The 25,146-nt window shown below is 60.1% G+C and carries 25 protein-coding genes and 7 tRNA genes; 23 read left to right on the top strand and 9 right to left on the bottom strand.

Annotated features, from left to right (window positions below; translation table 11 throughout):
* Positions 1-55 precede the first annotated feature (55 nt).
* The 3 genes from radC to LCH97_RS06695 all read left to right on the top strand — a co-directional run bounded on the left by radC (position 56) and on the right by LCH97_RS06695 (position 1,643).
* The gene (gene radC / locus LCH97_RS06705) at positions 56-730 is read left to right on the top strand and encodes a DNA repair protein RadC (RefSeq protein ID WP_227304262.1); all 675 of its coding nucleotides are present in this window, start codon (positions 56-58) and stop codon (positions 728-730) included.
* Positions 731-805: 75 nt separating this feature from the next.
* On the top strand, positions 806-1,057 hold the full coding sequence (locus LCH97_RS06700; protein WP_017508585.1) for a hypothetical protein: 252 nt from the start codon (positions 806-808) through the stop codon (positions 1,055-1,057).
* Positions 1,058-1,268: 211 nt separating this feature from the next.
* Entirely contained in the window at positions 1,269-1,643 is a 375-nt protein-coding gene (locus LCH97_RS06695; protein ID WP_227304260.1) for an oxidoreductase, read from the top strand.
* 166 nt (positions 1,644-1,809) lie between these two features.
* Here LCH97_RS06695 and LCH97_RS06690 read toward each other — a convergent pair whose 3' ends face one another.
* From LCH97_RS06690 to LCH97_RS06680, 3 genes are all read right to left on the bottom strand, one after another.
* On the bottom strand, positions 1,810-2,418 hold the full coding sequence (locus LCH97_RS06690) for a 3'-5' exonuclease (RefSeq protein ID WP_227304258.1): 609 nt from the start codon (positions 2,416-2,418) through the stop codon (positions 1,810-1,812).
* A complete protein-coding gene (locus LCH97_RS06685) occupies positions 2,415-4,223 on the bottom strand; it encodes a putative nucleotidyltransferase substrate binding domain-containing protein (protein WP_227304257.1) in 1,809 nt (602 codons plus the stop codon). The genes LCH97_RS06690 and LCH97_RS06685 overlap by 4 nt, the downstream gene beginning before the upstream one ends.
* An 83-nt stretch (positions 4,224-4,306) precedes the next feature.
* Positions 4,307-5,149, bottom strand: a complete 843-nt coding sequence (locus LCH97_RS06680; protein WP_227304255.1) for a class II glutamine amidotransferase — start codon at positions 5,147-5,149, stop codon at positions 4,307-4,309.
* 181 nt (positions 5,150-5,330) lie between these two features.
* On the opposite strand from LCH97_RS06680, the gene LCH97_RS06675 reads away from it, so the two are divergent.
* Both LCH97_RS06675 and hslO read left to right on the top strand, forming a co-directional pair.
* The gene (locus tag LCH97_RS06675) at positions 5,331-5,915 is read left to right on the top strand and encodes an MFS transporter (RefSeq protein ID WP_227304253.1); all 585 of its coding nucleotides are present in this window, start codon (positions 5,331-5,333) and stop codon (positions 5,913-5,915) included.
* Positions 5,912-6,790, top strand: coding sequence for an Hsp33 family molecular chaperone HslO (gene hslO / locus LCH97_RS06670; RefSeq protein ID WP_017508591.1), 879 nt, complete (start codon positions 5,912-5,914; stop codon positions 6,788-6,790). The genes LCH97_RS06675 and hslO overlap by 4 nt, the downstream gene beginning before the upstream one ends.
* A gap of 57 nt (positions 6,791-6,847) precedes the next feature.
* Here the strand turns inward: hslO and LCH97_RS06665 are convergent, their stop codons facing one another.
* The 3 genes from LCH97_RS06665 to LCH97_RS06655 all read right to left on the bottom strand — a co-directional run bounded on the left by LCH97_RS06665 (position 6,848) and on the right by LCH97_RS06655 (position 9,819).
* The gene (locus tag LCH97_RS06665; protein ID WP_227304251.1) at positions 6,848-7,708 is read right to left on the bottom strand and encodes an HDOD domain-containing protein; all 861 of its coding nucleotides are present in this window, start codon (positions 7,706-7,708) and stop codon (positions 6,848-6,850) included.
* Positions 7,709-7,776: 68 nt separating this feature from the next.
* On the bottom strand, positions 7,777-8,862 hold the full coding sequence (locus LCH97_RS06660) for an aminotransferase class I/II-fold pyridoxal phosphate-dependent enzyme (RefSeq protein ID WP_227304249.1): 1,086 nt from the start codon (positions 8,860-8,862) through the stop codon (positions 7,777-7,779).
* Between the two features lie 63 nt (positions 8,863-8,925).
* Entirely contained in the window at positions 8,926-9,819 is an 894-nt protein-coding gene (locus LCH97_RS06655; protein WP_227304248.1) for an alpha/beta fold hydrolase, read from the bottom strand.
* 57 nt (positions 9,820-9,876) lie between these two features.
* Between LCH97_RS06655 and LCH97_RS06650 the strand changes: the two genes are divergently transcribed.
* Positions 9,877-10,722 carry a GyrI-like domain-containing protein gene (locus LCH97_RS06650; RefSeq protein WP_227304246.1) on the top strand — a complete coding sequence of 282 codons (846 nt, stop codon included), beginning with the start codon at positions 9,877-9,879 and terminating at the stop codon, positions 10,720-10,722.
* Positions 10,723-10,832: 110 nt separating this feature from the next.
* On the opposite strand, the gene guaB is transcribed toward LCH97_RS06650, so the two are convergent.
* Entirely contained in the window at positions 10,833-12,296 is a 1,464-nt protein-coding gene (guaB, locus tag LCH97_RS06645; RefSeq protein ID WP_227304244.1) for an IMP dehydrogenase, read from the bottom strand.
* Between the two features lie 137 nt (positions 12,297-12,433).
* Here guaB and LCH97_RS06640 point away from each other — a divergent pair, with 137 nt between their 5' ends.
* From LCH97_RS06640 to LCH97_RS06580, 13 genes are all read left to right on the top strand, one after another.
* On the top strand, positions 12,434-12,847 hold the full coding sequence (locus tag LCH97_RS06640) for a DUF4124 domain-containing protein (RefSeq protein WP_227304242.1): 414 nt from the start codon (positions 12,434-12,436) through the stop codon (positions 12,845-12,847).
* Entirely contained in the window at positions 12,847-14,649 is a 1,803-nt protein-coding gene (gene uvrC, locus LCH97_RS06635; RefSeq protein ID WP_227304240.1) for an excinuclease ABC subunit UvrC, read from the top strand. Before LCH97_RS06640 ends, uvrC begins: the two co-directional genes overlap by 1 nt.
* Before the next feature lie 17 nt (positions 14,650-14,666).
* Complete coding sequence (gene pgsA / locus LCH97_RS06630; RefSeq protein WP_017508599.1) at positions 14,667-15,248, top strand: CDP-diacylglycerol--glycerol-3-phosphate 3-phosphatidyltransferase; 582 nt, start codon at positions 14,667-14,669, stop codon at positions 15,246-15,248.
* Positions 15,249-15,345: 97 nt separating this feature from the next.
* Positions 15,346-15,421: transfer RNA gene (locus LCH97_RS06625), tRNA-Gly, on the top strand.
* A gap of 25 nt (positions 15,422-15,446) precedes the next feature.
* Positions 15,447-15,522 (top strand) — tRNA-Gly (locus LCH97_RS06620).
* 25 nt (positions 15,523-15,547) lie between these two features.
* Positions 15,548-15,623: transfer RNA gene (locus LCH97_RS06615), tRNA-Gly, on the top strand.
* A 25-nt stretch (positions 15,624-15,648) separates the two neighbouring features.
* Positions 15,649-15,724: transfer RNA gene (locus LCH97_RS06610), tRNA-Gly, on the top strand.
* Positions 15,725-15,749: 25 nt separating this feature from the next.
* Positions 15,750-15,825, top strand: a tRNA-Gly gene (locus LCH97_RS06605).
* Between the two features lie 50 nt (positions 15,826-15,875).
* Positions 15,876-15,949, top strand: a tRNA-Cys gene (locus tag LCH97_RS06600).
* Positions 15,950-16,277: 328 nt separating this feature from the next.
* Positions 16,278-17,489: an NO-inducible flavohemoprotein gene (hmpA, locus tag LCH97_RS06595; RefSeq protein WP_227304239.1), complete on the top strand. Its 1,212-nt coding sequence runs from the start codon at positions 16,278-16,280 to the stop codon at positions 17,487-17,489.
* An 80-nt stretch (positions 17,490-17,569) separates the two neighbouring features.
* Positions 17,570-18,034, top strand: coding sequence for an Rrf2 family transcriptional regulator (locus LCH97_RS06590; protein WP_227304238.1), 465 nt, complete (start codon positions 17,570-17,572; stop codon positions 18,032-18,034).
* A gap of 181 nt (positions 18,035-18,215) precedes the next feature.
* Positions 18,216-19,499, top strand: a complete 1,284-nt coding sequence (locus tag LCH97_RS06585; protein WP_227304237.1) for an acetyl-CoA C-acetyltransferase — start codon at positions 18,216-18,218, stop codon at positions 19,497-19,499.
* 130 nt (positions 19,500-19,629) lie between these two features.
* Positions 19,630-19,714 (top strand) — tRNA-Leu (locus tag LCH97_RS06580).
* A 63-nt stretch (positions 19,715-19,777) separates the two neighbouring features.
* On the opposite strand, the gene LCH97_RS06575 is transcribed toward LCH97_RS06580, so the two are convergent.
* Together LCH97_RS06575 and LCH97_RS06570 are read right to left on the bottom strand one after the other, a co-directional pair.
* A complete protein-coding gene (locus LCH97_RS06575; RefSeq protein ID WP_227304236.1) occupies positions 19,778-20,782 on the bottom strand; it encodes a tyrosine-type recombinase/integrase in 1,005 nt (334 codons plus the stop codon).
* Positions 20,772-21,560, bottom strand: coding sequence for a DUF6166 domain-containing protein (locus LCH97_RS06570; RefSeq protein WP_227304235.1), 789 nt, complete (start codon positions 21,558-21,560; stop codon positions 20,772-20,774). The genes LCH97_RS06575 and LCH97_RS06570 overlap by 11 nt, the downstream gene beginning before the upstream one ends.
* A gap of 102 nt (positions 21,561-21,662) precedes the next feature.
* Between LCH97_RS06570 and LCH97_RS06565 the strand changes: the two genes are divergently transcribed.
* The 4 genes from LCH97_RS06565 to LCH97_RS06550 are packed head-to-tail and all read left to right on the top strand — an operon-like array spanning position 21,663 to position 25,059.
* Positions 21,663-21,971, top strand: a complete 309-nt coding sequence (locus tag LCH97_RS06565; RefSeq protein ID WP_227304234.1) for a hypothetical protein — start codon at positions 21,663-21,665, stop codon at positions 21,969-21,971.
* Positions 21,972-22,004: 33 nt separating this feature from the next.
* Complete coding sequence (locus tag LCH97_RS06560) at positions 22,005-22,325, top strand: hypothetical protein (RefSeq protein WP_227304233.1); 321 nt, start codon at positions 22,005-22,007, stop codon at positions 22,323-22,325.
* A gap of 2 nt (positions 22,326-22,327) precedes the next feature.
* The gene (locus tag LCH97_RS06555) at positions 22,328-24,130 is read left to right on the top strand and encodes a replication endonuclease (RefSeq protein ID WP_227304231.1); all 1,803 of its coding nucleotides are present in this window, start codon (positions 22,328-22,330) and stop codon (positions 24,128-24,130) included.
* Positions 24,127-25,059 carry an IS5 family transposase gene (locus LCH97_RS06550; RefSeq protein WP_227301451.1) on the top strand — a complete coding sequence of 311 codons (933 nt, stop codon included), beginning with the start codon at positions 24,127-24,129 and terminating at the stop codon, positions 25,057-25,059. The genes LCH97_RS06555 and LCH97_RS06550 overlap by 4 nt, the downstream gene beginning before the upstream one ends.
* Positions 25,060-25,146 lie beyond the last annotated feature (87 nt).

Below are 25,146 nucleotides of genomic sequence, written 5' to 3'. Positions count from 1 at the left end.
ATGGAGGCCGCTGCATGCATGATGATGAAGACTTCGTCAGCGCGCAGGAGGGACTATGTCTATTAGCGAATGGCCCGCGGCCGAACGTCCGCGTGAAAAATTGTTGGCACGGGGGGCGCAAGCCTTGTCAGATGCCGAATTGCTGGCGATATTTCTAAGAACGGGCATCAAAGGATGCTCGGCTGTCGATATGGCACGTTTGTTAATGCAGCGTTTTGGCAGCCTGGGGCGTTTGCTGGGTGCGCGGGCTGACGAGTTCCAGCAGCAAGCCGGGCTGGGGCCTGCCAAGTACGTGCAGTTCATGGCCATGCACGAGTTGGCGCGGCGGCTGCTGGCCGAAGAAATGGCTGCGGCAGACGTACTGAACAGCCCGGAAGCCGTGCAGCGCTTTCTGCGCGTGGCGATAGGCTATTGCGAGGTGGAGGTGTTCAGCGTGATTTTTCTCACGGCACAATACCGCGTGCTGGCTGTCGAAGAACTGGCCAGGGGCACGCTTACCGAAACACGGGTCTACCCGCGCGAGGTGGTGCGGCGGGCTTTGCAGCACAATGCCTGCAGCGTGATTGTGGCGCATAACCACCCCTCGGGCGTGGCCGAGCCTTCCGACGCCGACCGCCGGCTTACCGCTACGCTCAAGCAGGCTTTGCAGCTGGTCGATATCAACTTGCTGGACCATTTTGTTGTCACGGGCGAGCACGCCGAATCACTGGCGGCGCGCGGCTGGGTGTAGCGGCGGCCCTTGGGCTGCCCCTGCTGTTGTCGTGCGGCCAACCATGCCGGTTGGCCGGATCACAAGGAGCAAGCCATGAACATCCTGCGTTTGATGAATCAGTCCGAATACATCCAGGTGAACAACCAGCTGGTGAAGCCGGAATTCATGTACGCCAGCGAAGACTACGCCGATGACGACGATGTGGCACTGGAGGCGCATATCGACGAAGCCGACCTGGTGTTGACCGTGGCCGACCTGGAAGAGGCAACACCGCTGGCTGATGGTGCTTACTGGATAGAAAGTGTGGGTTACATCCGCTTTTTGAGCCGGCACGCCTTGCACTGACGGCCGTGAGCCGCGATCCGCAGTAAGGCGGTTGATGCGGGATGGGTTTTGTTTCATGCCTTTTTATTGCAAGATTGGGCAATAAAACTGCGCATTGCTTATGATTTCTATACAAAGTGCCCGGGTTTGATCTGGCGCAAATCGCGCCGGGGCGGGCTTGATAAAGTACGCGCTTCAATGCGTGTTACATAAGGCGCAAGCGAGGATGGACATGAACAAGATTCGTATTGCCATGGTGGGCGCCGGTGAAACGGCGACACCTCTGTTGCGGCAGCTGCTGAATGCGCCCTATGTGGAGCTGATCGGCGTTGCCGAGCTCAATCTGGCCTTGCCGGGCGTGGCATTGGCGCGTGAGCGCGGGGTGCCGGTAACCGACAACTTTATCGAGCTGGCCGAGCAGGGCGAGCGCGTGGATATCATCATCGACCTGACCGGCTCGCGCAAAGTGCGCGAAGATCTGCGCCGTTTCATGCAGTTTGCCGGTAACACCCACACCGTCATCATGCACGAGCGTATTGCCCTGCTGCTGATGTCGCTGTCGGCAGGCGAGCTGGTGGAAACCCGCCATGACTCGCTCAGCTACTGAAGGCTCGTGCTGGGCTACTAAAGTATCGATGCAGTAAACGGCCGGTGTGCGACTGTGCCGGCTGGCTTGAAGGGCGTGCGAAAGCACGCCCTTTTTTCATGCGGCCAACTTGCTGAAGGTTGGCCGCATGCGCTGGCATGCAGGTGCAACGGCGGTGAGCAGCTAGCTAGCCGAAACCGCGCTTTTTCAGCGCCAGGTAGAGCATGCTGGCGGTGATGGCGTCGTTCAGTGCGTCGTGGCGTGGCAGGGCGGGGACGCGCAGGTCGTCTACCAGCGTGGCCAGGCGCAGGTCGACGTTGCTGTCCGGGTTTTGCCGCAGCTTGTAATCGTAGTAGCGGCCGGAAACTTCGATCTGCCTGTTTGGCAGCTTGATGCCGGCCAGCGGCTGCACGTACTTGTTCAGGATGGCCACATCGTACTCCAGGTAGTAGCCCACCAGCGGGCGGCCGCCGATAAAGTCCAGCAAGCGGGTTACCGCCTCTTGCGGCGCAAGGCCGTCCGATACGTCACGGGGGCGCAGGCCGTGTATGCGCACGCTGCCGGCGTCCGGCTTGCGCTCCGGACGCACCAGCACGTAGAACGCTTCACTGCTGAGGATACGTTGGCCGCGTATCTTGACGGCGCCAATGGAGAGTAGCTCGGCGTCGCGCACGTTCAGGCTGGTGGTTTCGCAGTCTACGCTGACCAGCTCTTCGTTCTGTTCTTGCAGCAGCATGGCAAAGCGCGGGTCTTTCAGCCGGTGGGCCGCCCACTGTTTTTTCAGCGCGCCTATCATGCCACGGCCCCCAGGCGGAATTGGTGGCGTAGCAGGCTCTTGAATTTTTTTACCAGCGCCAGGGCGTCTTTGAGCAGGTCTTTTTCCAGCGTGGACAGGCGGTCGGGGCGAATCAGGTTGCTGGCCGCGCGGCCGTCTTCCAGGTCGGCCAGGCCGTGGCTCAGGCGCAGGCCCAGCAGGAAAGCCAGTGTTTCGTTGATATCGTTGGCGAACTCTCGCTCCAGGTGGCCGTTTTCGACCAGCCGTTGCAGGCGCTCGAACGTGTTGTTGGCCGCAATATTGTGGCGTAAAGCCAGCGAGCGGATACCGTGCACGATGGGGAAGATGCCGCCTTTCTTGATATCCAGCGTGGCTTCACCGTTCTGCTCGCGGGTGAGCAGCTGGGCAAAGAAGCCCAGCGGGGTATCGAACTGTTCGATGGCGCGGGCAAAGCGTGCGTAGAAGCTTTCGTCGTCCGATAGCAGGCTGCTCAGGTAGTGTTTGCACTGCGCCAGTAGGGCGTGGTCGCCGGCGACGGCTTCGGCATCCACAAAGATGGCCAGGTTCATCAGCGAATCGGCATCCGGCAGGTATAGCCAGCGGTACAGCTGGTCGCGCATGCCTTGCTCGTGCTGGCACCACTGCGGGTTGCTCACCATGATGCGCCCCGGGCACGGCGGGTAGCCAAAGCGCGCCAGGGCGTCGCTGAATGCCTGGCAGGCGCCTTGCAGTGTGGGGTGGTCGAAGCCGTCGCGGATGATCAGCGCGTTGTCCTGGTCTGTTTTCAGGATCTGTTCGCCACGGCCTTCCGAGCCCATGACAATCAGGCAGCTGTTGGCGACTACTTCGGGCGGGGCGATCAGCTGCCAGGTGCGCTCGAACAACCGTGCATTCAGTGCCTGTACCAGACGGCCCAGCTGCGGTGCCTTGACGCCGTGGCTGGACAGGATGCCCACCAGGCGGGTGATCTGGCCGGCGATGTCCTGCAGCTCGTCCAGGGTGTCGGCGCGCTCCAGCTTGTGGGCAATCAGGTGTGAGTGGTTGGAGAAATAGGACAGGATGTCTACCTGCGCCAGAATGCCCACCGGCTCGCCTTGGTCCATCACCACCAAGCGGCGGATATTGCGCTGCGTCATGGTGAGCAGGGCATCGAACAGAAAACCGTCGATATCGGTGGTAATCAGGTTGAAATGGCACACCTGGTGTAGCGGTGTACTGGAAGGTAGCTCGTTCAGAATGGTGTCGCGAAAGTCGGTGGTGGTGAACATGCCCAGCTGGCCCATGTGGCGTACCAGGATGGACTTGCTCTTGCGCTGTTTCATCAGGCGGGCAGCGTCCAGCACGCTATCCTGGCCATCGGCAAAGACCGGCAGGCGGCTACAGGCGTCGCGCACGGTGGCGGTGAGCAGGGTTTGCAGTTCGCGGGTGCCGGCATTTTGCGCCAGCGCACCGAATTTCTGCGACACGCTGGCGTAGAAGAAGGCGCCAAAGCGCGGGTTGCTTTCGGTGAGCTGCATGACCATGGCGCGCGGCAGGCAGTAGGCCAGCGCCTCTTCGTGCACCACAAAGCGCTGCGTGGCCACGCCGGCTACCATGGCGCGGGCGTCGAAGGTGTCTTGCGTGTGGTACACGGCCAGCACTTCGTCGTCGGCCATCTCGCGCACCACGCCCTTGATCAGCACGTACAGGCTATCCACGCTGTCGCCGGGGGCCATGATGACTTCGTCGTTATCGAAGAACACGATATCCGCCGCGCCCTCCAGTGCCAGCCGTTCGTGCTGGCTCAGGTGGGTAAACGGCGGGTGGGTAAAGTCGAAGCGGCTCATGCTGGCAGGTCCGGTGGGTGGCTCATTTCTCCAGCATACGGCGCTATCGAAATGGCTAGCCAGCCCTGCCTGGCGTAAAGCGGCTAGATTTGCGCTGGATCAGACGGTTTTGCAGCATTCGTGCAGCACTGGGCTGCGCGGGTGGCTGGCAGCGTCACGCTGCTGCGCCGCACGATGCCGTCGGCAAACAGGGCCAGCTCGCCATCTTGCATTGCAGTCCACTGTTCGTTGTCGGTGAGCGGTACGGTGGCAATCACGGCTACGCGGTCGTCTGGCGTGGTGACGGTGGAAAAATCCACTGTCACGTCGTCGTCCACCAGGTGGGCGGTGGGGAACGGTGCCTTGCGTACGATGTAGTGCAGCTTGGTAGAGCAGTGGGTAAACAGCCATTGGCCGTTGGACAGCATGAAGTTGAACACGCCGTAGCCGCGCAGCGTGGCGGCCAGGCCTTCAATGGCCTCGAATAGCTCGTCCAGCGTGGGGGCGGTGCACCAGCGCTGGCGTAGCTGCTCCATGATGTAGCAAAACGCCGCTTCGGAATCGGTGCTGCCCACCGGGTTGTAGTGGCAGCCGGGCGCGGGCGCGAAGTCCACCAGGTTGCCGTTGTGGGCAAAAATCCAGTACTGGCCCCAGATCTCGCGCTGGAACGGGTGGCAGTTAGCCAGGTTCACTTCGCCTTGCGTGGCTTTGCGGATGTGCGCGATCACGTTTTCCGATTTGATCGGGTACTGGCGTACCAGCGCCGCGACGGGCGAGTCGGCAGACGGTTTATCGTCCAGGTACAGGCGCACGCCCTTGCCCTCGAAAAAGGCAATGCCCCAGCCGTCAGCGTGGTGGTCGGTCAGCCCGCCGCGGCGGTGGAAGCCTTCAAAGGAAAACAGGATGTCGGTGGGCGTATTGCAGTTCATGCCCAAAAGCTGGCACATGGGGGTGTCCGTGTTCAATAGATAGCCTATTGTTTCATGCAGGGGCGGCCACGCCAAGCAGCATTCAGCCAGGTGGCCGCCTTGGGGTGGGCTTGTTATTTATGAGAAAATCCCGATATGTGTTTTCCTGGGTCTGCCAGCAACGTTGCTGTTGCAGGCCCGCTGTAACTGAAAGGCAGGCATGACCACCATCGTTGTTGTAAACAAAGGGGCAGAGATTGCTATTGCCGCAGACAGCCAGACTACTTTTGGCGATGACCAGAAACTGCTGGCGGCCTACGATGTGCACAGCAACAAGATCTTCAAGCTGGGCGACAGCTACCTGGCCATTGCTGGCTCGGCGGCGCACGACTTGGTGTTGCAATCGGCGCTGAAAGGCATGAAATCGCGCGATTTCAGCAGCCGTGCCGGCTTGTTCGAGACCTTTCGCAAGATACACCCCAAGCTGAAAGACCACTTCTACCTGCGGCCGGAAGAAGAGGAAGACGACCCGTACGAATCCAGTCAGATGATGGTATTGGTCGCCAACGCCCACGGCATTTTCGGTGTTTACCCCATGCGTGAGGTGTACCAGTTTGCCCGTTACTGGGCCATAGGCTCGGGACGCAAGTTTGCCATGGGCGCCATGCACGCCCTGTTTGATACCGACATGACGGCCGGCCAGATTGCCGAAGCGGCGATCCGTGCCGGCTGCGAGTTTGACGCCAGCTCCTCGCTGCCGTTGACGATTCACACTATCCAGAAAGAGAAGGACACCCGCTCATGAGCCAACACGATACTCTGCAACGCTTCCTGTTTGACGGCATACCGGTGCGTGGCGCACTGGTACGCATGGACAGCGCCTGGCAGGAGGTGGTGGCGCGCCATCAATATCCGCCGGCCATCCGCCATGTGCTGGGCCAGATGCTGGCTGCCAGCAGCCTGCTGGCGGCCAACCTGAAGTTTGACGGCACGCTGATCATGCAGCTGCACGGCAAGGGTGCGCTGCGCCTGGCTGTGGCCGAATGCACCAACGACCGTACCGTACGGGCTACCGCACGCTTTGACGACGGTATCACCGATGCCCCGCTGGCCGAGTTGCTGGGCGAGGGCGGCACCTTTGTCATTACGCTGGAGCCGAAAGACGGCGAGCCATGGCAGGGTATCGTGGCACTGGAGGGCGACAGCATCGCCCAAATGCTGCAAAACTACATGCTGCGTTCCGAGCAGCTGGAAACCCATCTGGTACTGGCCTGTAACGACGAGACCGCCGCCGGCCTGCTGCTGCAGCGCCTGCCCGACGGCCATGGCGATGCCGAAGGTTGGCCGCACGTGAAGGCGCTGGCTGAAACCCTGCAGCAAGACGAGCTATTGCAGCTGGACGCGCTGGATATCCTGTACCGCCTGTACCACCAGGATGCCGTGCGCATTTTCGACCCGGCACTGGTCAGCTTTGCCTGCAACTGCAGTACCGAGCGCGTGGGCGACATGCTTAAGCTGCTGGGCGGCGAAGAAGTGGCCAGCGTGGTGCTGGAGCAGGGCAGCATCGAGGTGGGCTGCGAGTATTGCGGCCAACGTTACGTGTTTGACGACGAAGACGTCAACACGCTGTTCGGTATGGATGTGGTAGCCGCCGTGCGCGCCGAGCAGCAGCGCCATTAATCGCTATCCGCCGTAGCCAAACAAAAACCCGCCAAGTGGCGGGTTTTTTTGTGTGGTTTACAGGCCGGCGTGGATGCGGTCGTGCATCTCGTCCACCCAGTCTTCAAACTCCACTTCGTGCATGCCCAAGTAGGCAATCAGCTCTTCTGCGCGGTCTTTCCAGCCCGGGTCGCCATTCTGGTCGGTGCTGGTGCGCCAGATGTGCTGCGCGGCGCGGGCGACGGCAATCATCATCTTGTGGCTGTGGTCCAGCAGCTCGTCGTTGCTGTCCTGGAACAGGTCCGGGTTGTGCTGCAGCAAGATGGCCTGGCCAAAGTCTTCCGGCATATTCCAGGTCCGGGCGACCAGGTAACCGACTACGTCGTGGCTAGTGCCGTGGAACTCCTGCTCGATCTTGCTGATCTGGCGGTCGCGCGCCTGGGTAATCAGCCGCAGCGTGCGCTCGTAGTTGGGGTAACGCATCAGCATCACGGCGATACCACAGCTGCGGAATAGCGCAAAGCTCTGGCACTCGTCTGCCGGGCGGCCCAGCTTCTCGCACAGGCTGGCGGCGATGGACGCCTCGTGCATGGTGCGTTCCCAGAACTGCTCGATCACCGGCGGGTTCTGGCTGGTCAGCGTCAGGCGCAGCAAGAGGCCATGTACCAGGTGAACGATATTGCGTTCGCCCAGCAGATTCACGGCCTGCATGATGGAAGTCAGGGTACGGCCGCTACCGAAAAACGGGCTGTTGGCCGCCTTAAGGATGGCGGCAGACAGGCCCAGGTCGCTGGAAATGATATCGGCCACGTCCATCAGGCTCATGTCCGGGTTGCTACGCAGGGCGACCAGCTTGTCCAGGATTTCGGGACGGGGCGGAATCACCAAGTTGCGCACCAGGTCGGCTGTGGTATTGGCGTCGAATTGAGGGACCTTCATTGCTAAGGATCCGGTGTAGGCTGGGTTATAGGAATTTCAACTCATTCTAGCAGTGAAGGCGGGGTATTTCATGGCGAAATCAACATCTGGACCACCTTTTTTGCAAGTGAGTCCGGGTGGGCGGTAATGCGTAGCACGTGCTGCATGGCCGGGTGGGGCGGGCGGTGTACGGCAACGCCTTGAAGCCACAGTGCTTTTTGGCGCGCCAGCGCCGCGTCGGCGTCCGGGTAGACGATGGTCAGGAAATTGGTATGCGACGGGATGATGCGCAGCCCGCCTTGCTGCAGAGCCAGCTGCAGCTGGTCGCGTAGCGCCAGCGTGTCGGCAATCAGCCGCTGGCTGCATTCGGGTTGGTCCAGCGCGGCGACCGCTGCGGCCTGTGCCACGCTGGAGGTGCCGTACTGGGTGCGGATCTGGTCGGCCTTGACCACCCATTCTGCCGGTGCCAGGGCATAGCCGATGCGCAGGCCGGCCAGGCCGTGCGCCTTGGACAGCGTACGCAGGCGGGCGGTATCAGGCAGCGTGCCCTGGCGCTCGGCCTGGTCGCAAAAGTCGATATAGGCCTCGTCCAGCAGCAGGAAGGTGTCGGCCGGCAGCGCAGTACGTAGCGCAGTGACCTCGGCCAGCGGCAAGTAGCTACCAGTAGGGTTATCGGGGTTGGCCAGGTATAGCAGCGCGGCCTCGTGCTGCTGCGCGGCGGCCAGCAGGGCGGGCAGGTCGTTCACCAGGCTGTCGCCGTGCTGCGCATAGGGTACTTCCACCACGCGGGCGCCCACGCCTTCGGCAAAGTAGCGGAAGGTGGGGTAGGTACCGGCGGTACACACCACCACGTCGCCCGGCGAAACGCGGGCACGCAGGAAGAGCGCGATCAGGCTGTCGGCGCCTGCATCCACTACCACGTTGGCCGCTTTCACGTCGTTGAGCGCCGCGGCGCGCTGGCGGATGGCGCCGGCGTACGGGTCGGGGTACAGCCGCGCCAGTTCGTACAGCGCTTCGCCCCATTGCTGGCTGACGCTGTGGCCGGCGATGGCCATGCTTTCGTTGGAGCCGATGCGGCTGTCGATGCGGCGGCCGATCAGGGCTTCCAGCTTGGGCAGGCCGGGGAACGGGTTGGCGATGGTGACGTCTTGCAGGTGGCGGGCGTAGCGTGGCATGGCGGTATCCATAAAAGCTGATGGCATGACACTAAGGCAAAACGCGCCGGCGTGCCATGCCGCTTATTTATAAGTAAAGAACGCGGCCAACGTATCGGCCAGCGCGGCCGGTTGTTCCCACTGGATCATGTGGCCGGCGTCGGCGATGGTGGTTTCGGTCAGCTGCGCAAAGCAGGCGCGGCGCTCTGGCAGTGTATCGAACACGCCCTTGGCCATGGGGTGGTCCCACATATCGCCGCCTATCACCCACAATACCGGCGCGCTGATGCGCTGCCAGCAGGCTTTGGCTTCTTCCAGCCGGTACAGCACCGGGTTCACCATTTTGTGGCGCGGGTCGGCGCGGTATTGCCACTGGCCGTTGTGCTGATGGCACAGTGCGGTGGCTATGTGCTGTGCGTGGGGCAGCGCCATGCGCGGGTTGCGCGCCTGCAGTTTGGCGGCCACCTCGTCCAGGCTGCCCACGGCGGTAAAGGCCGGTGCCTGCTGTTTTTCGCGCAGCCAGCGCGCGTAGCGGCCCGGGGCCTCGGCCGGGCGGGTGGCGGCCAGGCCGAAGCCTTCCACCAGTGCCAGCCGCGCTACGCGATCGGGGCGAATACCGGCGTACAGGCCGGCTACCATGGCCCCCATGCTGTGGCCGACAAGGTTGGCCGCACGGTGCGGGCTGTAGTGCTGCAGCAGGGCGTCCAGATCGGCCAGGTAGTCGGGCGAGTAGTAGCTGACGCTGTTCCACGCGCTGTGGCCGAAGCCGCGCCAGTCTGGCGCTACAATCTGCCAGCCGCCAGCCAGGCGGTCGGCAACAAACTGGAAGGTGTCGGCACAATCCATCCAGCCGTGCAGCATCACCAGCAGGGGTGCATCGGGCTGGCCCCAGCGGCGGATATGGTAGGCGTGGCCGTTAAAGGTATGCCACTCGCTGCGCGGCGGCTGCTGTGGCTGGTAGGGCAGGGTGGGGTGCATGCAGAATCGCAACCTGAATCAATCGGAGGCGCCTAGTGTACGCACAGGAGGAGACAGATGACGAGTAGCGACACCAGCCAGCGCCATGTGCAGCGTGTTCTGCAAGTGGTGCATTACCTGTGGCAGCACCCGCAGCACGACACGCCGCTGGCGCTGCTGGCCGAGATGGCGCACTTTTCGCCCTATCACTTTCACCGCACCTACGTGGCGGTGATGGGCGAGAGCGTGAACGACACGCGCCAGCGCCTGCGCCTGCAGTTGGCCGCACTGGCACTGCGTCGCCAGCCCGTGGTGCCTTTGCAGCAGATGGCGCAGCGGGCAGGTTACGGCAGCGCAGCCGCCTTTGTGCGTGCCTTCCGGCAGGCGTACGGCATGCCGCCCGGGCGCTATCGTCAGCACTGTGTCCGGCGCCTGGAAACCTTGTCCCGATTGGAGAATGCCATGTACACACCCGAATTTCGCACGCTTGACCAAGTGGTAATGCTGGCCGCCTTGCCGCACCGTGGCGACTATATGCAGATAGGACAGGCGTTCGAGCGCCTGGGGGCGATCGCCCGCCCGTGGCTGGGGCCGGAGAGCCGCTGGTACGGCATCTATCTTGATGACCCGCGCACGGTGCCGGCCGAGCAGCTGCGCTCGGCAGCCTGCCTGACCTTGCCGCCCGGCGTTAGCCTGCCTGACGGGCTGGAAGCGTGGCGCATTGAGGCCGGCCGCTACGTGGTGATCTGCCATCGTGGCCCTTACAGCGAGCTGGAGCAGGCCTACGGCTGGCTGTACGGTGTGTGGCTGCCTGCCAGTGGCGAACAGTTGGCCGACCGGCCGTGCGTGGAGGCCTACCTGAATTCGCCGCAGGATACCGCGCCGAAAGACCTGCTGACCGAAATCTGGGCGCCGCTGGTGTAGCTGGCGCGGCTGGTGCCGCCGGCAGTGCATGGCTTTGCTTTGGCCGCGTGAGGGCAAAGAAAAACCCCGCAGCACGCTGCGGGGTTTTTGCGGCCAACCTTGGCGCGGGCTTAGCGGCCCACGTTGTAGTTTGGTGCTTCCTTGGTGATCTGTACGTCGTGCACGTGCGATTCACGCATGCCGGCAGAAGTGATTTCCACAAAGCCGGCTTTCTCGTGCATCACGTCGATGCTAGGGCAACCCAGGTAGCCCATGGACGAGCGCAGGCCGCCCACCAGCTGGTGGATAACCTGGGCGATCGGGCCCTTGTACGGTACGCGGCCTTCGATGCCTTCCGGCACGAATTTGTCGGCTGCGTTGGAGCTGTCCTGGAAGTAGCGGTCGGCCGAGCCTTGGCTCATGGCGCCCAGGCTGCCCATGCCGCGGTACGATTTGTACGAACGGCCCTGGAACAGTTCTACTTCGCCCGGTGCTTCTTCGGTACCGGCAAACATGCCGCCCAGCATCACGGCGTTGCCGCCGGCTGCCAGTGCCTTGGAAATATCACCGGAGAAGCGGATGCCGCCGTCGGCGATCATCGGTACGCCGGTGCCTTTGAGGGCTTCGGACACATTGTGGATGGCGGTCAGCTGCGGTACGCCTACACCGGCCACGATACGGGTGGTGCAGATGGAGCCTGGGCCAATGCCCACTTTCACGCCGTCAGCGCCAGCAGCCACCAGGGCCAGGGCAGCTTCGGCCGTGGCAATGTTGCCGCCGATCACGTCTACTTGCGGGTAGGTTTCCTTCACCCACTTCACGCGGTCCAGTACGCCCTGGCTGTGGCCGTGGGCGGTATCCACCACGATCACGTCCACGCCGGCAGCCACCAGCGCTTTGACGCGCTCGTCGGTATCGCCGCCAGTGCCTACGGCCGCGCCTACGCGCAGGCGGCCCTGGTTGTCTTTGTTGGCGTTAGGGTGTTCGCTGGTCTTGATGATGTCCTTGACGGTGATCAGGCCTTTCAGCTCGAAGTCATCGCCAATCACCAGTACGCGTTCCAGACGGTGGGTGTGCATCAGCTCGCGGGCTTCTTCGATGCTGGCACCTTCTTTCACGGTGACCAGGCGCTCGCGCGGGGTCATGATGCTGGCTACCGGCTGGTCCAGACGGGTTTCGAAGCGCAGGTCACGGTTGGTCACGATGCCGACTACCTTGCCATCCTGGATCACCGGCAGGCCGGAGATCTTGTGCTGGCGGGTCAGCAGAACCAGGTCGCGTACCAGCATGTCCGGAGCGATGGTGATCGGGTCTTTCACCACGCCACTTTCATGACGCTTGACCTTGGAAACTTCCAGGGCCTGTTTTTCAGCGCTCATGTTCTTGTGGATGATGCCGATGCCACCTTCCTGGGCCATGGCAATCGCCAGGCGCGACTCGGTCACGGTATCCATGGCGGCGGAAACCAGTGGCAGGTTCAGGCTGATGTTTCGGGTAAGACGGGTGTGGAGGGCAACGTCGCGCGGCAGTACTGCAGAATGGGCCGGGACGAGGAGAACGTCGTCGAAAGTGTAGGCTTTCTCGATGATGCGCATCTTCGCGTTTCCTTAGGCGGCAAAAACGCATTATACCGATCTGCCGCCCCAAGTGCAAAATGTGATGGCGGTTTTGCCTATAGTGTGCATGCAGTGTATAAAGTGGCCGTTTGCTGCCGATTGCAAAGACGGTTTTCATGAGAAAAGACATAGTGATAGCAGCGCTGCTGCTGGCTGCCAGTGGCATGGCGCAGGCCGAGGTCTACAAATGGGTAGATGCCAACGGCCGCGTGGTGTTTTCCGACCAGCCGCCACCTGGCAAAAAGGTAGACAAGGTGAAGGTTTACCCGGGTGGGGCGCAGGTAGCACGCCAGGCGGCCTCCGCCCCTGCTGGTGCGGCCCCTGCGGCGGGGCAATCTGCCGGCGGGCTGGATGCGGATGTGAAGGCGCTGAACGAGCGCATTGAAAAGCACAACCGCGACGTGAAAGCGCAAAACTGCAAAACCGCCCAGGCCAACCTGGCGGCGCTGGACCGCCCGGGTAGCAAGCCCGGCCGTGAAGAGATGCTCAAGCGTGCGCGCGAGGAAGTGCAGATCTGGTGCGGCAAGTAATGCAGCCTGCTTTTGATTACCGGCCGGTTCTGGCCAGCTTGCCCGGCCTGCCCGGGGTGTACCGCATGCTGGATGCCTCGGGCAATGTGCTTTATGTCGGCAAGGCTATCGACCTGAAAAAGCGCGTTAGCTCCTACTTCCAGAAAAACGATCTGAGCCCGCGCATCCAGCTGATGGTGGCGCAGATCGCCAGCATCGAAACCACGGTGGTGCGTAGCGAGGCCGAAGCGCTGATCCTGGAAAACAACCTGATCAAGGCGCTGGCACCCAAGTACAACATCCTGTTTCGCGACGACAAGTCCTACCCTTATCTGATGCTGTCCGGCCACGCTTACCCGCAGCTGGCCTACTTTCGCGGCGACCCGAAAAAGCCGCATCAGTATTTTGGCCCCTACCCGAACGGCTACGCCGTGCGCGAGAGCATCCAGATCCTGCAAAAAGTCTTCCGCTTGCGTAGCTGCGAAGACAGCGTATTCAGCAACCGCTCGCGCCCCTGCCTGTTATTCCAGATCAAGCGTTGTACCGCGCCCTGTACTGGCGAAATCAGCGCCGAGGACTACCGCGAAGACGTGCGCGGTGCCGTAGCTTTCCTGCAAGGCAAACAGAACGAGCTGATCGACGCGCTGACCGAGCGCATGTTGGCCGCATCCGAGTCGCTGGCGTTCGAGCAGGCGGCCGAGCTGCGCGACCAGATCCAGGCCCTGGCGCGGGTGCAAGAGAAGCAGTTCATCAGCAGTAATACCAGCCAGCTGGACGCCGACGTGGTGGCCATCGCCGCGCATGGCGGGCTGGTGTGCGTGAACCTGGTGATGATTCGTGGCGGGCGCCATCTGGGCGACAAGAGCTTTTTCCCGCAGAACGCCGACGAAGCCTCGCTGGCGGCCAACCTTGAAGCCTTCCTGGCGCAGCATTATCTGGGTGTGCCGTTGCCTGCCGTGATCATCCATAACGAACAGGTATCGCCCGAGTTGCAGGCGCTGCTGATCGAGCAGGCAGAAAAGCGCCTGGCTTTTGTGGGCAACCCTATCGGCGAGCGCCGCGTATGGCTGGAAATGGCCGAGAAAAACGCCCAGCTGGCCATCGGCCAGAAAATACTCAGCGTGGCCGGCCAGCAAAGCAGGTTGGCCGCACTGGCCGAGCTGATGGAGGTAGAGCAAGTAGCGCGGCTGGAGTGCTTCGATATCAGCCACACGCTGGGCGAGGCCACGGTGGCTTCCTGCGTGGTGTACGACCGTGGCGGCATGCAGCCGTCGGAGTATCGCCGCTTCAATATCGAAACCGCCGCCGCTGGCGACGATTACGCCGCCATGCGCGAGGCGCTGACCCGCCGCTACAGCAGGTTGGCCGCAGAAGAAGGCAAACTGCCGGACGTGCTGCTGATCGACGGTGGCAAGGGGCAGGTGGGGGTGGCGCTGGAGGTGTTGGCAGAAGTGGGTGTGAATGTGCCCATCGTCGGCGTGGCCAAAGGCGAGGAGCGCAAACCCGGCCTGGAAACGCTGATCGTGCCGCATCTGCAAAAGACGTTACAATTGCCGCGCGATCATGCCGCCCTGCACCTGATACAAACCGTGCGCGACGAGGCGCACCGCTTTGCCATTACCGGCCACCGTGCCAAGCGGGCAAAGGCGCGTACCTCGTCTACGCTGGAAGATATCCCGGGTGTCGGCCCCACGCGCAGGCAGCGCCTGCTTACCCGTTTTGGCGGGTTGCGCGGGGTAGTGGCAGCCAGTATCGATGATCTAGCCCAAGTAGACGGTATCAGCCGCGCGCTGGCCGAAAAAATTCATAACGCACTGCACTAGCACACCCGAGCCGACACATGCCCTTTAACCTGCCCATTTTATTAACCTGGCTGCGCGTAGCCCTGATTCCCGTATGCGTGGCGGTGTTCTTTCTGCCGGATAGTGTGCTGCTGCAACATCACCGCAATAGCCTGGGGGCTTTCATTTTCGGCCTGGCGGCGGCGACCGACTGGCTGGACGGCTACCTGGCGCGTCGTCTGGGGCAGACCTCCGCCTTTGGCGCATTCCTGGACCCGGTGGCCGACAAGCTCATCGTGGCTGCCGCGCTCATCTTGCTGGTAGAGCTGGGCCGGCTGGAAGGCTGGATGGCCATGATCATCATCGGCCGCGAAATCGCCATTTCGGCGCTGCGCGAGTGGATGGCCGAAATGGGGCGGCGTGGCAGCGTGGCCGTGGCCTATATCGGCAAGCTGAAAACCGCCGCCCAGATGGTAGCTATTTTGCTCTTGCTGTACGCAGGCCCGCTGGTGCCGGGGCTGAGCACCATGCTGGCAGGAAAATTGTTCATGATTGTCGCTGTCATATTGACTTTGTGGTCAATGGTTTATTACCTGCAGATGGCGGCGCGCGAATTCTCGGGCAAAAAAATTGATGTTTGAGTGTTGACACCCCCGAAAAGATCATTATAATTCGCCTTCTCTTAACGACGCAGCGACGGAAACGACGCAGCAGTCATTAAGAAAAACCAAGTTTTATGCGGGAATAGCTCAGTTGGTAGAGCACAACCTTGCCAAGGTTGAGGTCGCGAGTTCGAGCCTCGTTTCCCGCTCCATAAAATTTAAGCAGCACCATGCGACGCGGGAATAGCTCAGTTGGTAGAGCGCAACCTTGCCAAGGTTGAGGTCGCGAGTTCGAGCCTCGTTTCCCGCTCCATAAAATTTAAGCAGTACCATGCGACGCGGGAATAGCTCAGTTGGTAGAGCGCAACCTTGCCAAGGTTGAGGTCGCGAGTTCGAGCCTCGTTTCCCGCTCCATAAAATTTAAGCAGTACCATGCGACGCGGGAATAGCTCAGTTGGTAGAGCGCAACCTTGCCAAGGTTGAGGTCGCGAGTTCGAGCCTCGTTTCCCGCTCCATAAAATTTAAGCAGTACCATGCGACGCGGGAATAGCTCAGTTGGTAGAGCGCAACCTTGCCAAGGTTGAGGTCGCGAGTTCGAGCCTCGTTTCCCGCTCCACAGATTGTTCAAATTGTTTGAATGGTTTAATGTTCAGGCAATCAAGTTTTGGCGCGGTAGCAAAGCGGTTATGCCCCGGATTGCAAATCCGGTCAGTCCGGTTCGACTCCGGACCGCGCCTCCAGATAAAGCCCGGTAGATCAATGATCTGCCGGGCTTTTCTCATTCCATTCTTCCAGACTACCACCTGTCGGACGCAGCCATCGGGGCCTTGCCTGTACCGGGCTGCGTGCCGGCGACGTGCTGCCGCGCCCGTGTTGCATCGCCGTGATGTGTATTCGGCCGAATGCGGCGGGGCAGGGGCCGGTATCCAGCTGTGCAATGGATGCTTGTATTGCCACTTTTAAAGATGTATATTTTGCACATCTTAATGTTGCAGGCGCCAAACAAAGCTGTGGCGCCAGTTTTTTACCCTTGAAGATTCATTTTAAATTCATCTATTGGAGCCCGCCATGCTGGATCAAGCCACCCGCCAACTCGTCAAAGCCACCGCCCCGGTACTCAAAACCCACGGCGTGGCGCTTACCCGTCATTTTTATGCCCGCATGTTCCAGCACAACCCGGAGCTGAAGCAGATCTTTAACCAGGGCCACCAGCAGGCCGGTAGCCAGCAGCAAGCGCTGGCGATGGCGGTGGCGGCCTATGCCGAACATATCGACAACCCGTCGGTGCTGGCGCCGGTGCTGACGCTGGTGGCCAACAAGCACGCCAGCCTGGGTATTCGCGCCGAGCATTACCCTGTAGTGGGCCGCCACTTGCTGGCATCCATCTCCGAAGTATTGGGGGAGGCGGCGGATGAGGCCTTGCTGGCGGCCTGGGGCGCGGCCTATGGCCAGCTGGCCGACCTGCTGATTGCCGAAGAGGCTGCGCTGTACCAGCAGGCAGCCACGCAGGCGGGGGGCTGGAGCGGCTGGCGCGCCTGCCGTGTGGTACGCAAGGTAGCGGAAAGCAGCGAGATCACGTCGTTTTACTTGCAGCCGGCCGACGGCGGCAGCTTGCCGGTGTGGTTGCCGGGCCAGTACGTTACCGTGCGCGTGGCGGTGCCGCAGCTGGGCATCATGCAGCCGCGCCAGTACAGCCTGTCGTGTGCCCCTGGTGGCAGCAGCTTGCGTATTTCCGTCAAGCGTGAAGCCGCCACGGCGGATAGCCCGGCCGGCATGGTGTCCAATGTGCTGCACGACACGGTAGAGGAGGGCGCGCTGATCGACGTGGCGCCGCCGATGGGTGACTTCTGGTTGGATACCGCCGCCGACACGCCGGTGGTGCTGATCAGCGCCGGTGTCGGTATTACCCCGATGATAGCCATGCTGGATACGCTGCTACAGGCCGGCCAGCCACGCCCGGTGCAGTTCCTGCACGCGTGCCGCAGCCCGTCGGTACAGGCTTTTGGCACGCACCTGGCCAATCTGGCGGCCGAGTACCCGCAGCTGCAGGTAACAGTGTGGTACGAGCAGGCCGACCGCTTGCCGGCACACGGTGCGGTGGCCAGCCAGGTTGGCCGCATGCAGCTGGGTGCGGCCAACGTGCTGCCGGACGCGCATTACTACCTGTGCGGCCCGCTGGCTTTCATGCAGGCGCAGCAGGCCAGCCTGCTGGCATTGGGCGTGCCTGCGGCCAACCTCCACGCCGAAGCTTTCGGCACCGGCGGTAACGGCCTGGGCTAAGCGGCCTTGCCTGCCGCCGGGTTTTGTCAGCCGGCGGCAGGCAGCGTATGCTGCGCAGTGTTTCCACGCCGCCTAACGTTATGCAACTTACCCAGTTTACCGACCTGGGCCTGCGCGTCCTGATGTACCTCAGCTACCAGGAGCGCGAGCAGCCCGTCACCATCGCCGAAATCGCCGAACGCTTTGCCATCTCGCGCAATCACCTGATGAAGGTAGTGCACGCCATGGCGCAGCAAGGCTGGCTGGCCACCACGCGCGGCAAAGGCGGTGGCCTGGCGCTGGCCATGCCGGCCGACCAATACCGCCTGGGGCAGGTGATTCGCCAGCTGGAGCAGGTAACGGTGCTGATCGATTGCGCCGAGCCGCCCTGTGCGCTGCGTGGCCAGTGCCGGCTGAAAGGCGTGCTGGACGAGGCGCTGGCGGCCTTCTTTAGCGTGCTGGACCGCTATACGCTGGCCGACGTGGTGGCGCAGCCCACCGGCCAGGCCATTGCCATCCTGCACCGGCTGGGCAGCGCCGGCCTGCCGCCCGCTGGCGACAGCTAAGCGCTTGGCTACCGGCTGCGCTCTATAAAGGTGACGTAGCCAGTCAAAGTTGGCCGCAGATGTTGCTGCATGGGGCTTGAGGCAAATTAAAACGCGTGTTTAACTGTGGGCCAGCGCTGCCGCCACGGCAGCCGGCAAAGGCCGCAGAGCCCCCCGCCCACACCAACACGAGGAATCCCCCATGCTGCACGGTACCCCGCGCAAAGTCGCCATCGTCGGCGCCAACCGCATCCCCTTCGCCCGCTCCGGCACCGCCTACAGCCAGCTGTCCAACCGCACCATGCTTACCGACACCCTGAAGGGGCTGGTGGAAAAATGCGGCCTGCAAGGCCGGCTGCTGGGCGAGGTGGTGGGTGGCGCGGTGATGAAGCACGCCCGCGACTGGAATATGGTGCGCGAATGCGTACTGTCCAGCGGCCTGCACCCCCATACCCCGGCCTACGACATCCAGCAAGCCTGCGGCACCGGGCTGGAAGCCACCATCCTGGTAGCCAACAAGATCGCGCTGGGCCAGATCGACGCCGGCATCGCCTGCGGTACCGACACCACCTCCGACGCGCCGGTGGCCGTCAGCCGTGGCCTGCAGCGTGCGCTGATGGACATCAATGCCGCCCGCAGTACCGCGGACAAGCTCAAGCTGCTGCCACGCCTGCTGAACCCGGCCAACCTCAAGCCCGAGCTGCCAGCCAACGCCGAGCCGCGCACCGGCAAGAGCATGGGCCAGCACGCCGAGATCACCGCCCAGCGCTACGGTATTACCCGCCAGGCGCAAGACGCGCTGGCGCTGGCCAGCCACCAGAAGCTGGCCGCTGCCTACGACCGCGGCTTCTTCGACGACCTGGTTATGCCCTACCACGGTCTGCAGCGCGACAACAACCTGCGCCCCGATAGCAGCCTGGACAAAATGGCCAAGCTCGCGCCGGCCTTTGCCCGCAACGGTGGCACCATCACCGCAGCCAACGCCTCGCCGCTGACCGACGGTGCCTCCGCCGTGCTGCTGGCCAGCGAAGACTGGGCCCGCGCCCATAACTTGCCCATCCTGGCCTACATCACCGCCGGCGAAGTGGCCGCCGTCGACTACATCGATGAACGTGAAGGCCTGCTGATGGCGCCGGCCTACGCCATCCCGCGCATGCTGCAAAAGCACGGCCTGGCGCTGCAGGACTTCGACTTCTACGAAATCCACGAAGCCTTCGCCGCCGTGGTGCTGTGCACGCTGGCGGCGTGGGAGTCCGACGACTTCTGCCAGAGCAAGCTGGGTCTGCCTGGCGCGCTGGGCAGCATCGACCGCAGCCGCCTCAACGTGAACGGCAGCTCTATCGCCGCCGGCCACCCCTTTGCCGCCACCGGTGGCCGGGTGGTGGCCACGCTGGCCAAGCTGCTGGCAGAAAAAGGCAGCGGCCGAGGCCTGATCAGCATCTGCGCTGCCGGCGGCCAGGGTGTTACCGCCATTCTGGAACGCTAAGCCGCCACGCGTCGTAGCGCAGTGCAGGGTGGCCAGCGCAACAGGGTTGGCCGCACCAACATACGCCCGCGCCCACGCCGCCGGCATTGCCGGCAGGGCTGCTTTCGGCTAGAATCTGCACCCTGTCTGTGCCCCGGTGGTGAAATTGGTAGACACAAGGGACTTAAAATCCCTCGACTTCGGTTGTGCCGGTTCGACCCCGGCCCGGGGCACCACAAAGAAATCAAAGGCTTACCTGCTGGGTAAGCCTTTTTTCTTTCTTTGGCAAATGTGAAGTGTCAACCAACTGTCAACCGCGATAGAGGGTTAAGTGTCGCTGCTTCTGCTAGATGATCTGGCGATAGATGCGCGTAACGCATAGTCATGGTCAGCGTGCTATGGCCTAGAATGCGTTGGAGTGCCAAAATGTTGCCGCCATTCATCATGAAGTGACTGGCAAAGGTGTGTCTCAGCACATGGGTCATTTGCCCTTTGGGTAGTTCGATGTCTGTCCTGGCTACGGCATCCCGGAATGCTTCATAGCACGGGCCAAATAGTGCTCCCGTGTGCTGGCAAGCTTGCGCATGCAGCATGCTTGCCAGGTCGGCCGAGATAGGGACTGTCCTGTTTTTCCCCGATTTTGTCCTGCTAAAGTCGATTGCATTTTCCCTAAGCTGGCTCGAACGCAACCCTTCAGCCTCACTCCACCGCGCTCCAGTAGCTAGCGCGACTCTGGTCACAAGCCCGACATGGGCATTCTGGCTACGATCCAGTTCAGCCAGTAGAGTTTTGATTTGCTCAAGTGTGAGGAAAGATAATTCGCTCTCCACGATCTTGAACTGTCGAACTGCCGAAAGAGGGTTTTCGCCATTCCAATGGCCGAGCCGCTTTAGCTCATTGAATACCGCTCTAAGATAAGCATGTTCCCTGTTGACGGTGTTTGCTTTGACGCCAGCATCAAGCCGAATGCTTCGGTAGGCTGCAAATGACTCAGCTGTGACCTCTGTGGCCAGCGGATTGCCCATCATGTCGGCAAGCTGCCTTAGCCGGTTGCGCGTGTGTTCCCCATCCCGCAGTTGCTGCCCGTGATGCTGCCACCACAGCTCGATCAACTCAGTTAGCCGCCGTCTGTCTTTCTTTGACTTGGGCGACCATTCGGGCTCTTGCTGTGTCTGCCCCTTGACCCAGGTTTCCCACTCTAGTGCTTCACGTTTTGTATCGAACGTTTTCCGGAAACGTTTATGCCCACGTCCTCCTGGTTGAATGTCAACAATCCAACCAGTTTCTGTCTTTTTAATGCTCATTTTGATTGTATTTTTCTAATATTTTATAACCTTTCATGCTTAGCCAGTTCTGGGTCTCACTCTCTGATAATTCAGCTTCGTTGTGCTGTAGTGAAGCGATGATGTCTTGTGAAAAGTCTGTAGCTAGCATTTTTGCTTGTTCAATGGTGCATCCATGCCAGTGCAAAATATTAGCAGCTAATTCTTTTGGACCAGTTCCGTGATAGCCCCATTCAAATGATGGAGCCGAGTATGGATCTCTTAGGTTTATCACGTGAGGTACATTGGTTATCACCTCTCCATTCTGTGCTCTTCTTAGGCGGGCTTTCATGTGTTCGTGGCGTAGAATTTTTTCTTGTTCATCTAATTTCTCATTGAGCATGTCGTTGCGAGACATTTTTCGTTCTCGCATTTCCATGGTTTCAATGATTTTGGAAACAGATAAGCCAGATTTACCTTCTTCGTAAATCATTTGTTGCCTAGCCAGTTCAATCTCAAGGCGTAAATATTCTTCTTCAGTTATCTGTGCTGGGTCTTTTTCAAAAATGGTGGATAGGCTTGTTTTATCGATCGCAATATACCCCGCAGGGTCATACTGTTGATTCGCATAATCATGCTTTCCTGTGACTATCCACATTGAAAGGCTTGGAAAGTTTCGACACAGCCCTTCTAGCATTTCCTCAGTGCAGCGTTGCCGCCCAACGTAGAACTTGCGCCAGCTATCAGCAGGGCACTTTGTCCACTCATCTAGTTGACGAAAGCGGCGTGACTCAATGGTGAGTCGATCGATCAGCTCCATGAGCCGGTCGCGCAAAGCACTTGACATTTTTTGCGTTCCTCATATGATACGGATCATTGTTCCGGATCAATGATCCGGATTGGATGAACCAATGGTGTAATTATGGGTGACAACCTCAACATCGGAAACCTCTCCCAATCAGGAGGGGCAACGCCACTGCTGACTAGGCAGCGTTTTGCTGATCTCGTCGGCGTGACTCATGACACCGTCAATAAGTGGATTGACCGTGGCTACATCCCGGTTGTTTCTGTTGGCCGCTGGTCTCTCGTCAATGTTGCTCTATTGAATGCACGTTGTCTTGACAGAGAGTGCAAATCCTTTCCTGAAGACCCTATCCCTTTTCCTGTTCAGCCTAGTTCTGCGGTTAGCCAGGCACGTACCCGTGCGGGGAAATCTGCATTAGTCGGTTGAACACTATCTGCTGATCGCTGAGAGGACTATCAAATGAGTACCCCCAATGTCGCTGAAGTAAAGAATCAATCCCGCGTCAACCAAGCGGTTCTGGCCGGTCGTGTCAATGCTGTCCGTAAGTCGGATGATGCAGTTTTCACAGAGGTGACGCTGCCTGCTCCAGATCAATACAGTGCGCCAGCCACGGTCGAGATTCGTAGTCGTAAACGGCTGGGTCAGATCGGTGAAACGATCGAAGTATCGGTTGTGTGCGGTGGTTATCGCGGTAAGTCGTTCCAGTATGTGGATAAGGACACAGGTGAGCGCTTCACTCGTCGTCCTGTTGTTAACTCCTACGTTGCTGTCGAGGACTGATCGTGCTGTCTGCGCTGTCGCTCGAATACCGCCGCGCTTGCCTAAAGCAAGACCGTGAGCGCGTTGCTCACTGGCTTCGTCGTATTCCTGCTGCGTTTGCAAAGGATATTCGGCGTCAGCACAACAAAATTCTCTTTTCGAATGGGTTCAAGTACGACGGGGATGCCCGTCGTGCGGCAAACCTACATGTTCAAGATCGCCGTGATTACTTCGCTCGTGCAGCGGGTCAGTTGAATTTGAACGCGACTGACAAAGAGCTTTGTGAACAGGCTAAGGAAACGGCTGAATATATCCAGCTTTTCCAGAGACTGCATAGGGATAAAAGTCACGGTGAGCTGTTGGGACTCCTAAGCAGCTACCTGGCTGACCGGGATGTGTATTTCCATGCGAGTGATGATGCTCCCGATGGGAGTACACGCTTACCCAGGTTAGGTGTGAAAGGAGTAACGGAAGAGTCGCTCTTTGCCCGCTTGGTCGATGAAGCCTTTTGGCGAAAAGTCTTCCGCAAGGGAACTACTCGCAAGGTCGAGGCCGAAGCTATTCGCTGCGGTCTAGTGAATCAAAAAGCTGGGCTCTATGTGTCAGATGAGACGCTAGTTCGCTTCAGGGGCCAACGCTGCCGTAACCGTGCGCTTCTGGAAGGTCTGCTGGCATTCAATGAGTTAGGGCAGCAGTACACACTGGCAGAGCTTGCAGATCTGTCTGTATCTAATCCTGATATCCGTCGTGCAGAGTTGATGACTCGGATTGCGGGTTTCGAAACTATCGCGCGAACCCTTGGCCATGCCGGTCTATTCCTGACTATTACCTGCCCTTCACGTTTCCACGCCTACCGGAAGCTGGGCAAGAACAAGGTTGTGGCTAACGACAAATACTGCGGTTCTACGCCTCGCCAAGCACAGCAATACCTTTCTGGTGTTTTTTCCCGTATGCGTGCTGAGTTGCATCGTCGAGGGATCGCTCCGTATGGCTTCCGAATTGCGGAGCCACATCATGACGGTACACCACACTGGCATCTTTTGTTGTTTGTTCCAAATGAGCAGGCAGCGGAAATGGTTGATGTCTTTGCCGATTACGCCACCCGTGAAGATCGGGCAGAGCTGGGTAATGACATTTCTCCACGATTTAAATGCAAAGAGATTGATTGGTCGCGTGGTACTGCTGCTGGCTACATCGTTAAGTATGTCTGCAAGAACATTGATGGATTCAAAAATAATGGAGAACCTGTCGGTACTAATTTTGATGGTATTGATACCCCCGTTGCAGCAGAGCGTGTTTTGGGCTGGGCATGGTGCTGGGGGATACGCCAGTTTCAGCAGATCGGTGTTGCACCTGTAACCTTTTGGCGAGAATGCCGCCGGCTCTTTTCCATCCTTGGGATTGTCATCGATAGCGACATCATTATGCGGGCCGCTGTGGCTGCAGATACTGGTGATTGGGCTGAGTTTGTACGTGTGCTTGGTGGTACGGGACTAAGGCTTGCTGATTTACCTTTCAGACTCAGCCGTGAAACTGGTCTTCTGAACCGATATGGCGAAGAAAAAGGCATTCGTATTCTTGGCCTGGTTGATATTGGTGATGGCCTATTTGTTCGCTCCCGTATTCATGAATGGAGCGTTGAATTTTCGCCAAAAAACGAGCGTAGCGAGTCTTGGACTCGTGTCAATAACTGTACTAGCCACGCGGCTGGCGGAATCGCCAGCCATTCAAGGGCTAGAGCAGCAGTCATTCCTGTGGTTGAGCTCACGAAACGGCTTTGTTGCACAAATCAGTGCTTGCGTCCGTCCGGTAGAATGACCGCATGAGCAAGCCCCTTCCTCCCAAGTACCAAACCATCAACTGGCAGTCATACAACCAGTCCCTCAAGCAACGAGGGCAGCTCCTTCTCTGGCTCGACAAAGGCATGAACTGGTTGGCACCGGCTACCGGCAGGCGGGGACGGCAGCTAACTTTTTCTGATGCTGCCATCCAGTTCTGTCTCACCATCAAATGCCTCTTTGGCCTGGCGCTACGGCAAGCCACAGGTATGGTCGAAAGTATGTTGCGCCTGGCTGGCCTTGACTGGGCCGTCCCCGACTTCAGCACGCTTTCCCGCCGCCAGAAAGACCTGCAAGTCCGCATCCCGGTACAGAAAAAGCAAGGTTGTCTGCATCTCTTGGTGGATAGCACCGGCATCAAGATGATGGGTGAAGGCGAGTGGAAGGTGAAAAAGCATGGCGCTGATTACCGCCGCCAATGGCGCAAGCTGCATCTGGGCATAGATGCGCAAACGCTGGAAATCCGGGCAATGGAAGTGACCGACAATCGCACTGGAGATGCCACGATGCTGCCAGAGCTGCTATCGCAAATTCCGGCGGGAGAGGGACTGGTAACCGTCACCACGGATGGGGCGTACGACACACGCCTATGTTACGCAGCGATTGCAGAGCGTGGGGCGGCAGCCATCATTCCCCCACGTCGAAATGGCCAATTCTGGAAAGGGAATTTACGGGGCAATCAGGCTCGCAATGAGTCGCTACGAGCGGTGAAGTATCTGGGGCGCGCGCTCTGGAAAAAGTGGAGTGGCTACCATCGCCGCAGCTTGGTCGAAACGAAGATGCACTGTTTCAAATTGCTGGCAGATCGGGTTAAGTCACGGGACTTTGACCGGCAAGTAGCGGAGCTTCAAATCTGTGCAGCGATTCTGAATCGCTTCACAGCACTGGGCACGCCGCAAACGGTCCGTATGGGATAAATCCGTCTGGGGATTGGGGTAGTTCGACCTACGGCTGATTTGTGCAACAAAGCCGGTAGTAGAGGAAATTCATTCGCTGGCTAAAAG

Source organism: Vogesella sp. XCS3, assembly GCF_020616155.1.
Classification (GTDB): Bacteria; Pseudomonadota; Gammaproteobacteria; order Burkholderiales; family Chromobacteriaceae; genus Vogesella.
The sequence above is the reverse complement of the archived record's forward strand: the minus strand, read 5'-3'. Positions and strand labels throughout refer to the sequence as shown.

What these genes read in the sequence shown, in the direction of transcription:
- radC (WP_227304262.1), top strand. Translation starts at nt 56, where the DNA reads ATGTCTATTAGCGAATGGCCCGCGGCCGAACGTCCGCGTGAAAAATTG.
- LCH97_RS06700 (WP_017508585.1), top strand. Translation starts at nt 806, where the DNA reads ATGAACATCCTGCGTTTGATGAATCAGTCCGAATACATCCAGGTGAAC.
- LCH97_RS06695 (WP_227304260.1), top strand. Translation starts at nt 1,269, where the DNA reads ATGAACAAGATTCGTATTGCCATGGTGGGCGCCGGTGAAACGGCGACA.
- LCH97_RS06690 (WP_227304258.1), bottom strand. Translation starts at nt 2,418, where the DNA reads ATGATAGGCGCGCTGAAAAAACAGTGGGCGGCCCACCGGCTGAAAGAC.
- LCH97_RS06685 (WP_227304257.1), bottom strand. Translation starts at nt 4,223, where the DNA reads ATGAGCCGCTTCGACTTTACCCACCCGCCGTTTACCCACCTGAGCCAG.
- LCH97_RS06680 (WP_227304255.1), bottom strand. Translation starts at nt 5,149, where the DNA reads ATGTGCCAGCTTTTGGGCATGAACTGCAATACGCCCACCGACATCCTG.
- LCH97_RS06675 (WP_227304253.1), top strand. Translation starts at nt 5,331, where the DNA reads ATGACCACCATCGTTGTTGTAAACAAAGGGGCAGAGATTGCTATTGCC.
- hslO (WP_017508591.1), top strand. Translation starts at nt 5,912, where the DNA reads ATGAGCCAACACGATACTCTGCAACGCTTCCTGTTTGACGGCATACCG.
- LCH97_RS06665 (WP_227304251.1), bottom strand. Translation starts at nt 7,708, where the DNA reads ATGAAGGTCCCTCAATTCGACGCCAATACCACAGCCGACCTGGTGCGC.
- LCH97_RS06660 (WP_227304249.1), bottom strand. Translation starts at nt 8,862, where the DNA reads ATGCCACGCTACGCCCGCCACCTGCAAGACGTCACCATCGCCAACCCG.
- LCH97_RS06655 (WP_227304248.1), bottom strand. Translation starts at nt 9,819, where the DNA reads ATGCACCCCACCCTGCCCTACCAGCCACAGCAGCCGCCGCGCAGCGAG.
- LCH97_RS06650 (WP_227304246.1), top strand. Translation starts at nt 9,877, where the DNA reads ATGACGAGTAGCGACACCAGCCAGCGCCATGTGCAGCGTGTTCTGCAA.
- guaB (WP_227304244.1), bottom strand. Translation starts at nt 12,296, where the DNA reads ATGCGCATCATCGAGAAAGCCTACACTTTCGACGACGTTCTCCTCGTC.
- LCH97_RS06640 (WP_227304242.1), top strand. Translation starts at nt 12,434, where the DNA reads ATGAGAAAAGACATAGTGATAGCAGCGCTGCTGCTGGCTGCCAGTGGC.
- uvrC (WP_227304240.1), top strand. Translation starts at nt 12,847, where the DNA reads ATGCAGCCTGCTTTTGATTACCGGCCGGTTCTGGCCAGCTTGCCCGGC.
- pgsA (WP_017508599.1), top strand. Translation starts at nt 14,667, where the DNA reads ATGCCCTTTAACCTGCCCATTTTATTAACCTGGCTGCGCGTAGCCCTG.
- hmpA (WP_227304239.1), top strand. Translation starts at nt 16,278, where the DNA reads ATGCTGGATCAAGCCACCCGCCAACTCGTCAAAGCCACCGCCCCGGTA.
- LCH97_RS06590 (WP_227304238.1), top strand. Translation starts at nt 17,570, where the DNA reads ATGCAACTTACCCAGTTTACCGACCTGGGCCTGCGCGTCCTGATGTAC.
- LCH97_RS06585 (WP_227304237.1), top strand. Translation starts at nt 18,216, where the DNA reads ATGCTGCACGGTACCCCGCGCAAAGTCGCCATCGTCGGCGCCAACCGC.
- LCH97_RS06575 (WP_227304236.1), bottom strand. Translation starts at nt 20,782, where the DNA reads ATGAGCATTAAAAAGACAGAAACTGGTTGGATTGTTGACATTCAACCA.
- LCH97_RS06570 (WP_227304235.1), bottom strand. Translation starts at nt 21,560, where the DNA reads ATGGAGCTGATCGATCGACTCACCATTGAGTCACGCCGCTTTCGTCAA.
- LCH97_RS06565 (WP_227304234.1), top strand. Translation starts at nt 21,663, where the DNA reads ATGGGTGACAACCTCAACATCGGAAACCTCTCCCAATCAGGAGGGGCA.
- LCH97_RS06560 (WP_227304233.1), top strand. Translation starts at nt 22,005, where the DNA reads ATGAGTACCCCCAATGTCGCTGAAGTAAAGAATCAATCCCGCGTCAAC.
- LCH97_RS06550 (WP_227301451.1), top strand. Translation starts at nt 24,127, where the DNA reads ATGAGCAAGCCCCTTCCTCCCAAGTACCAAACCATCAACTGGCAGTCA.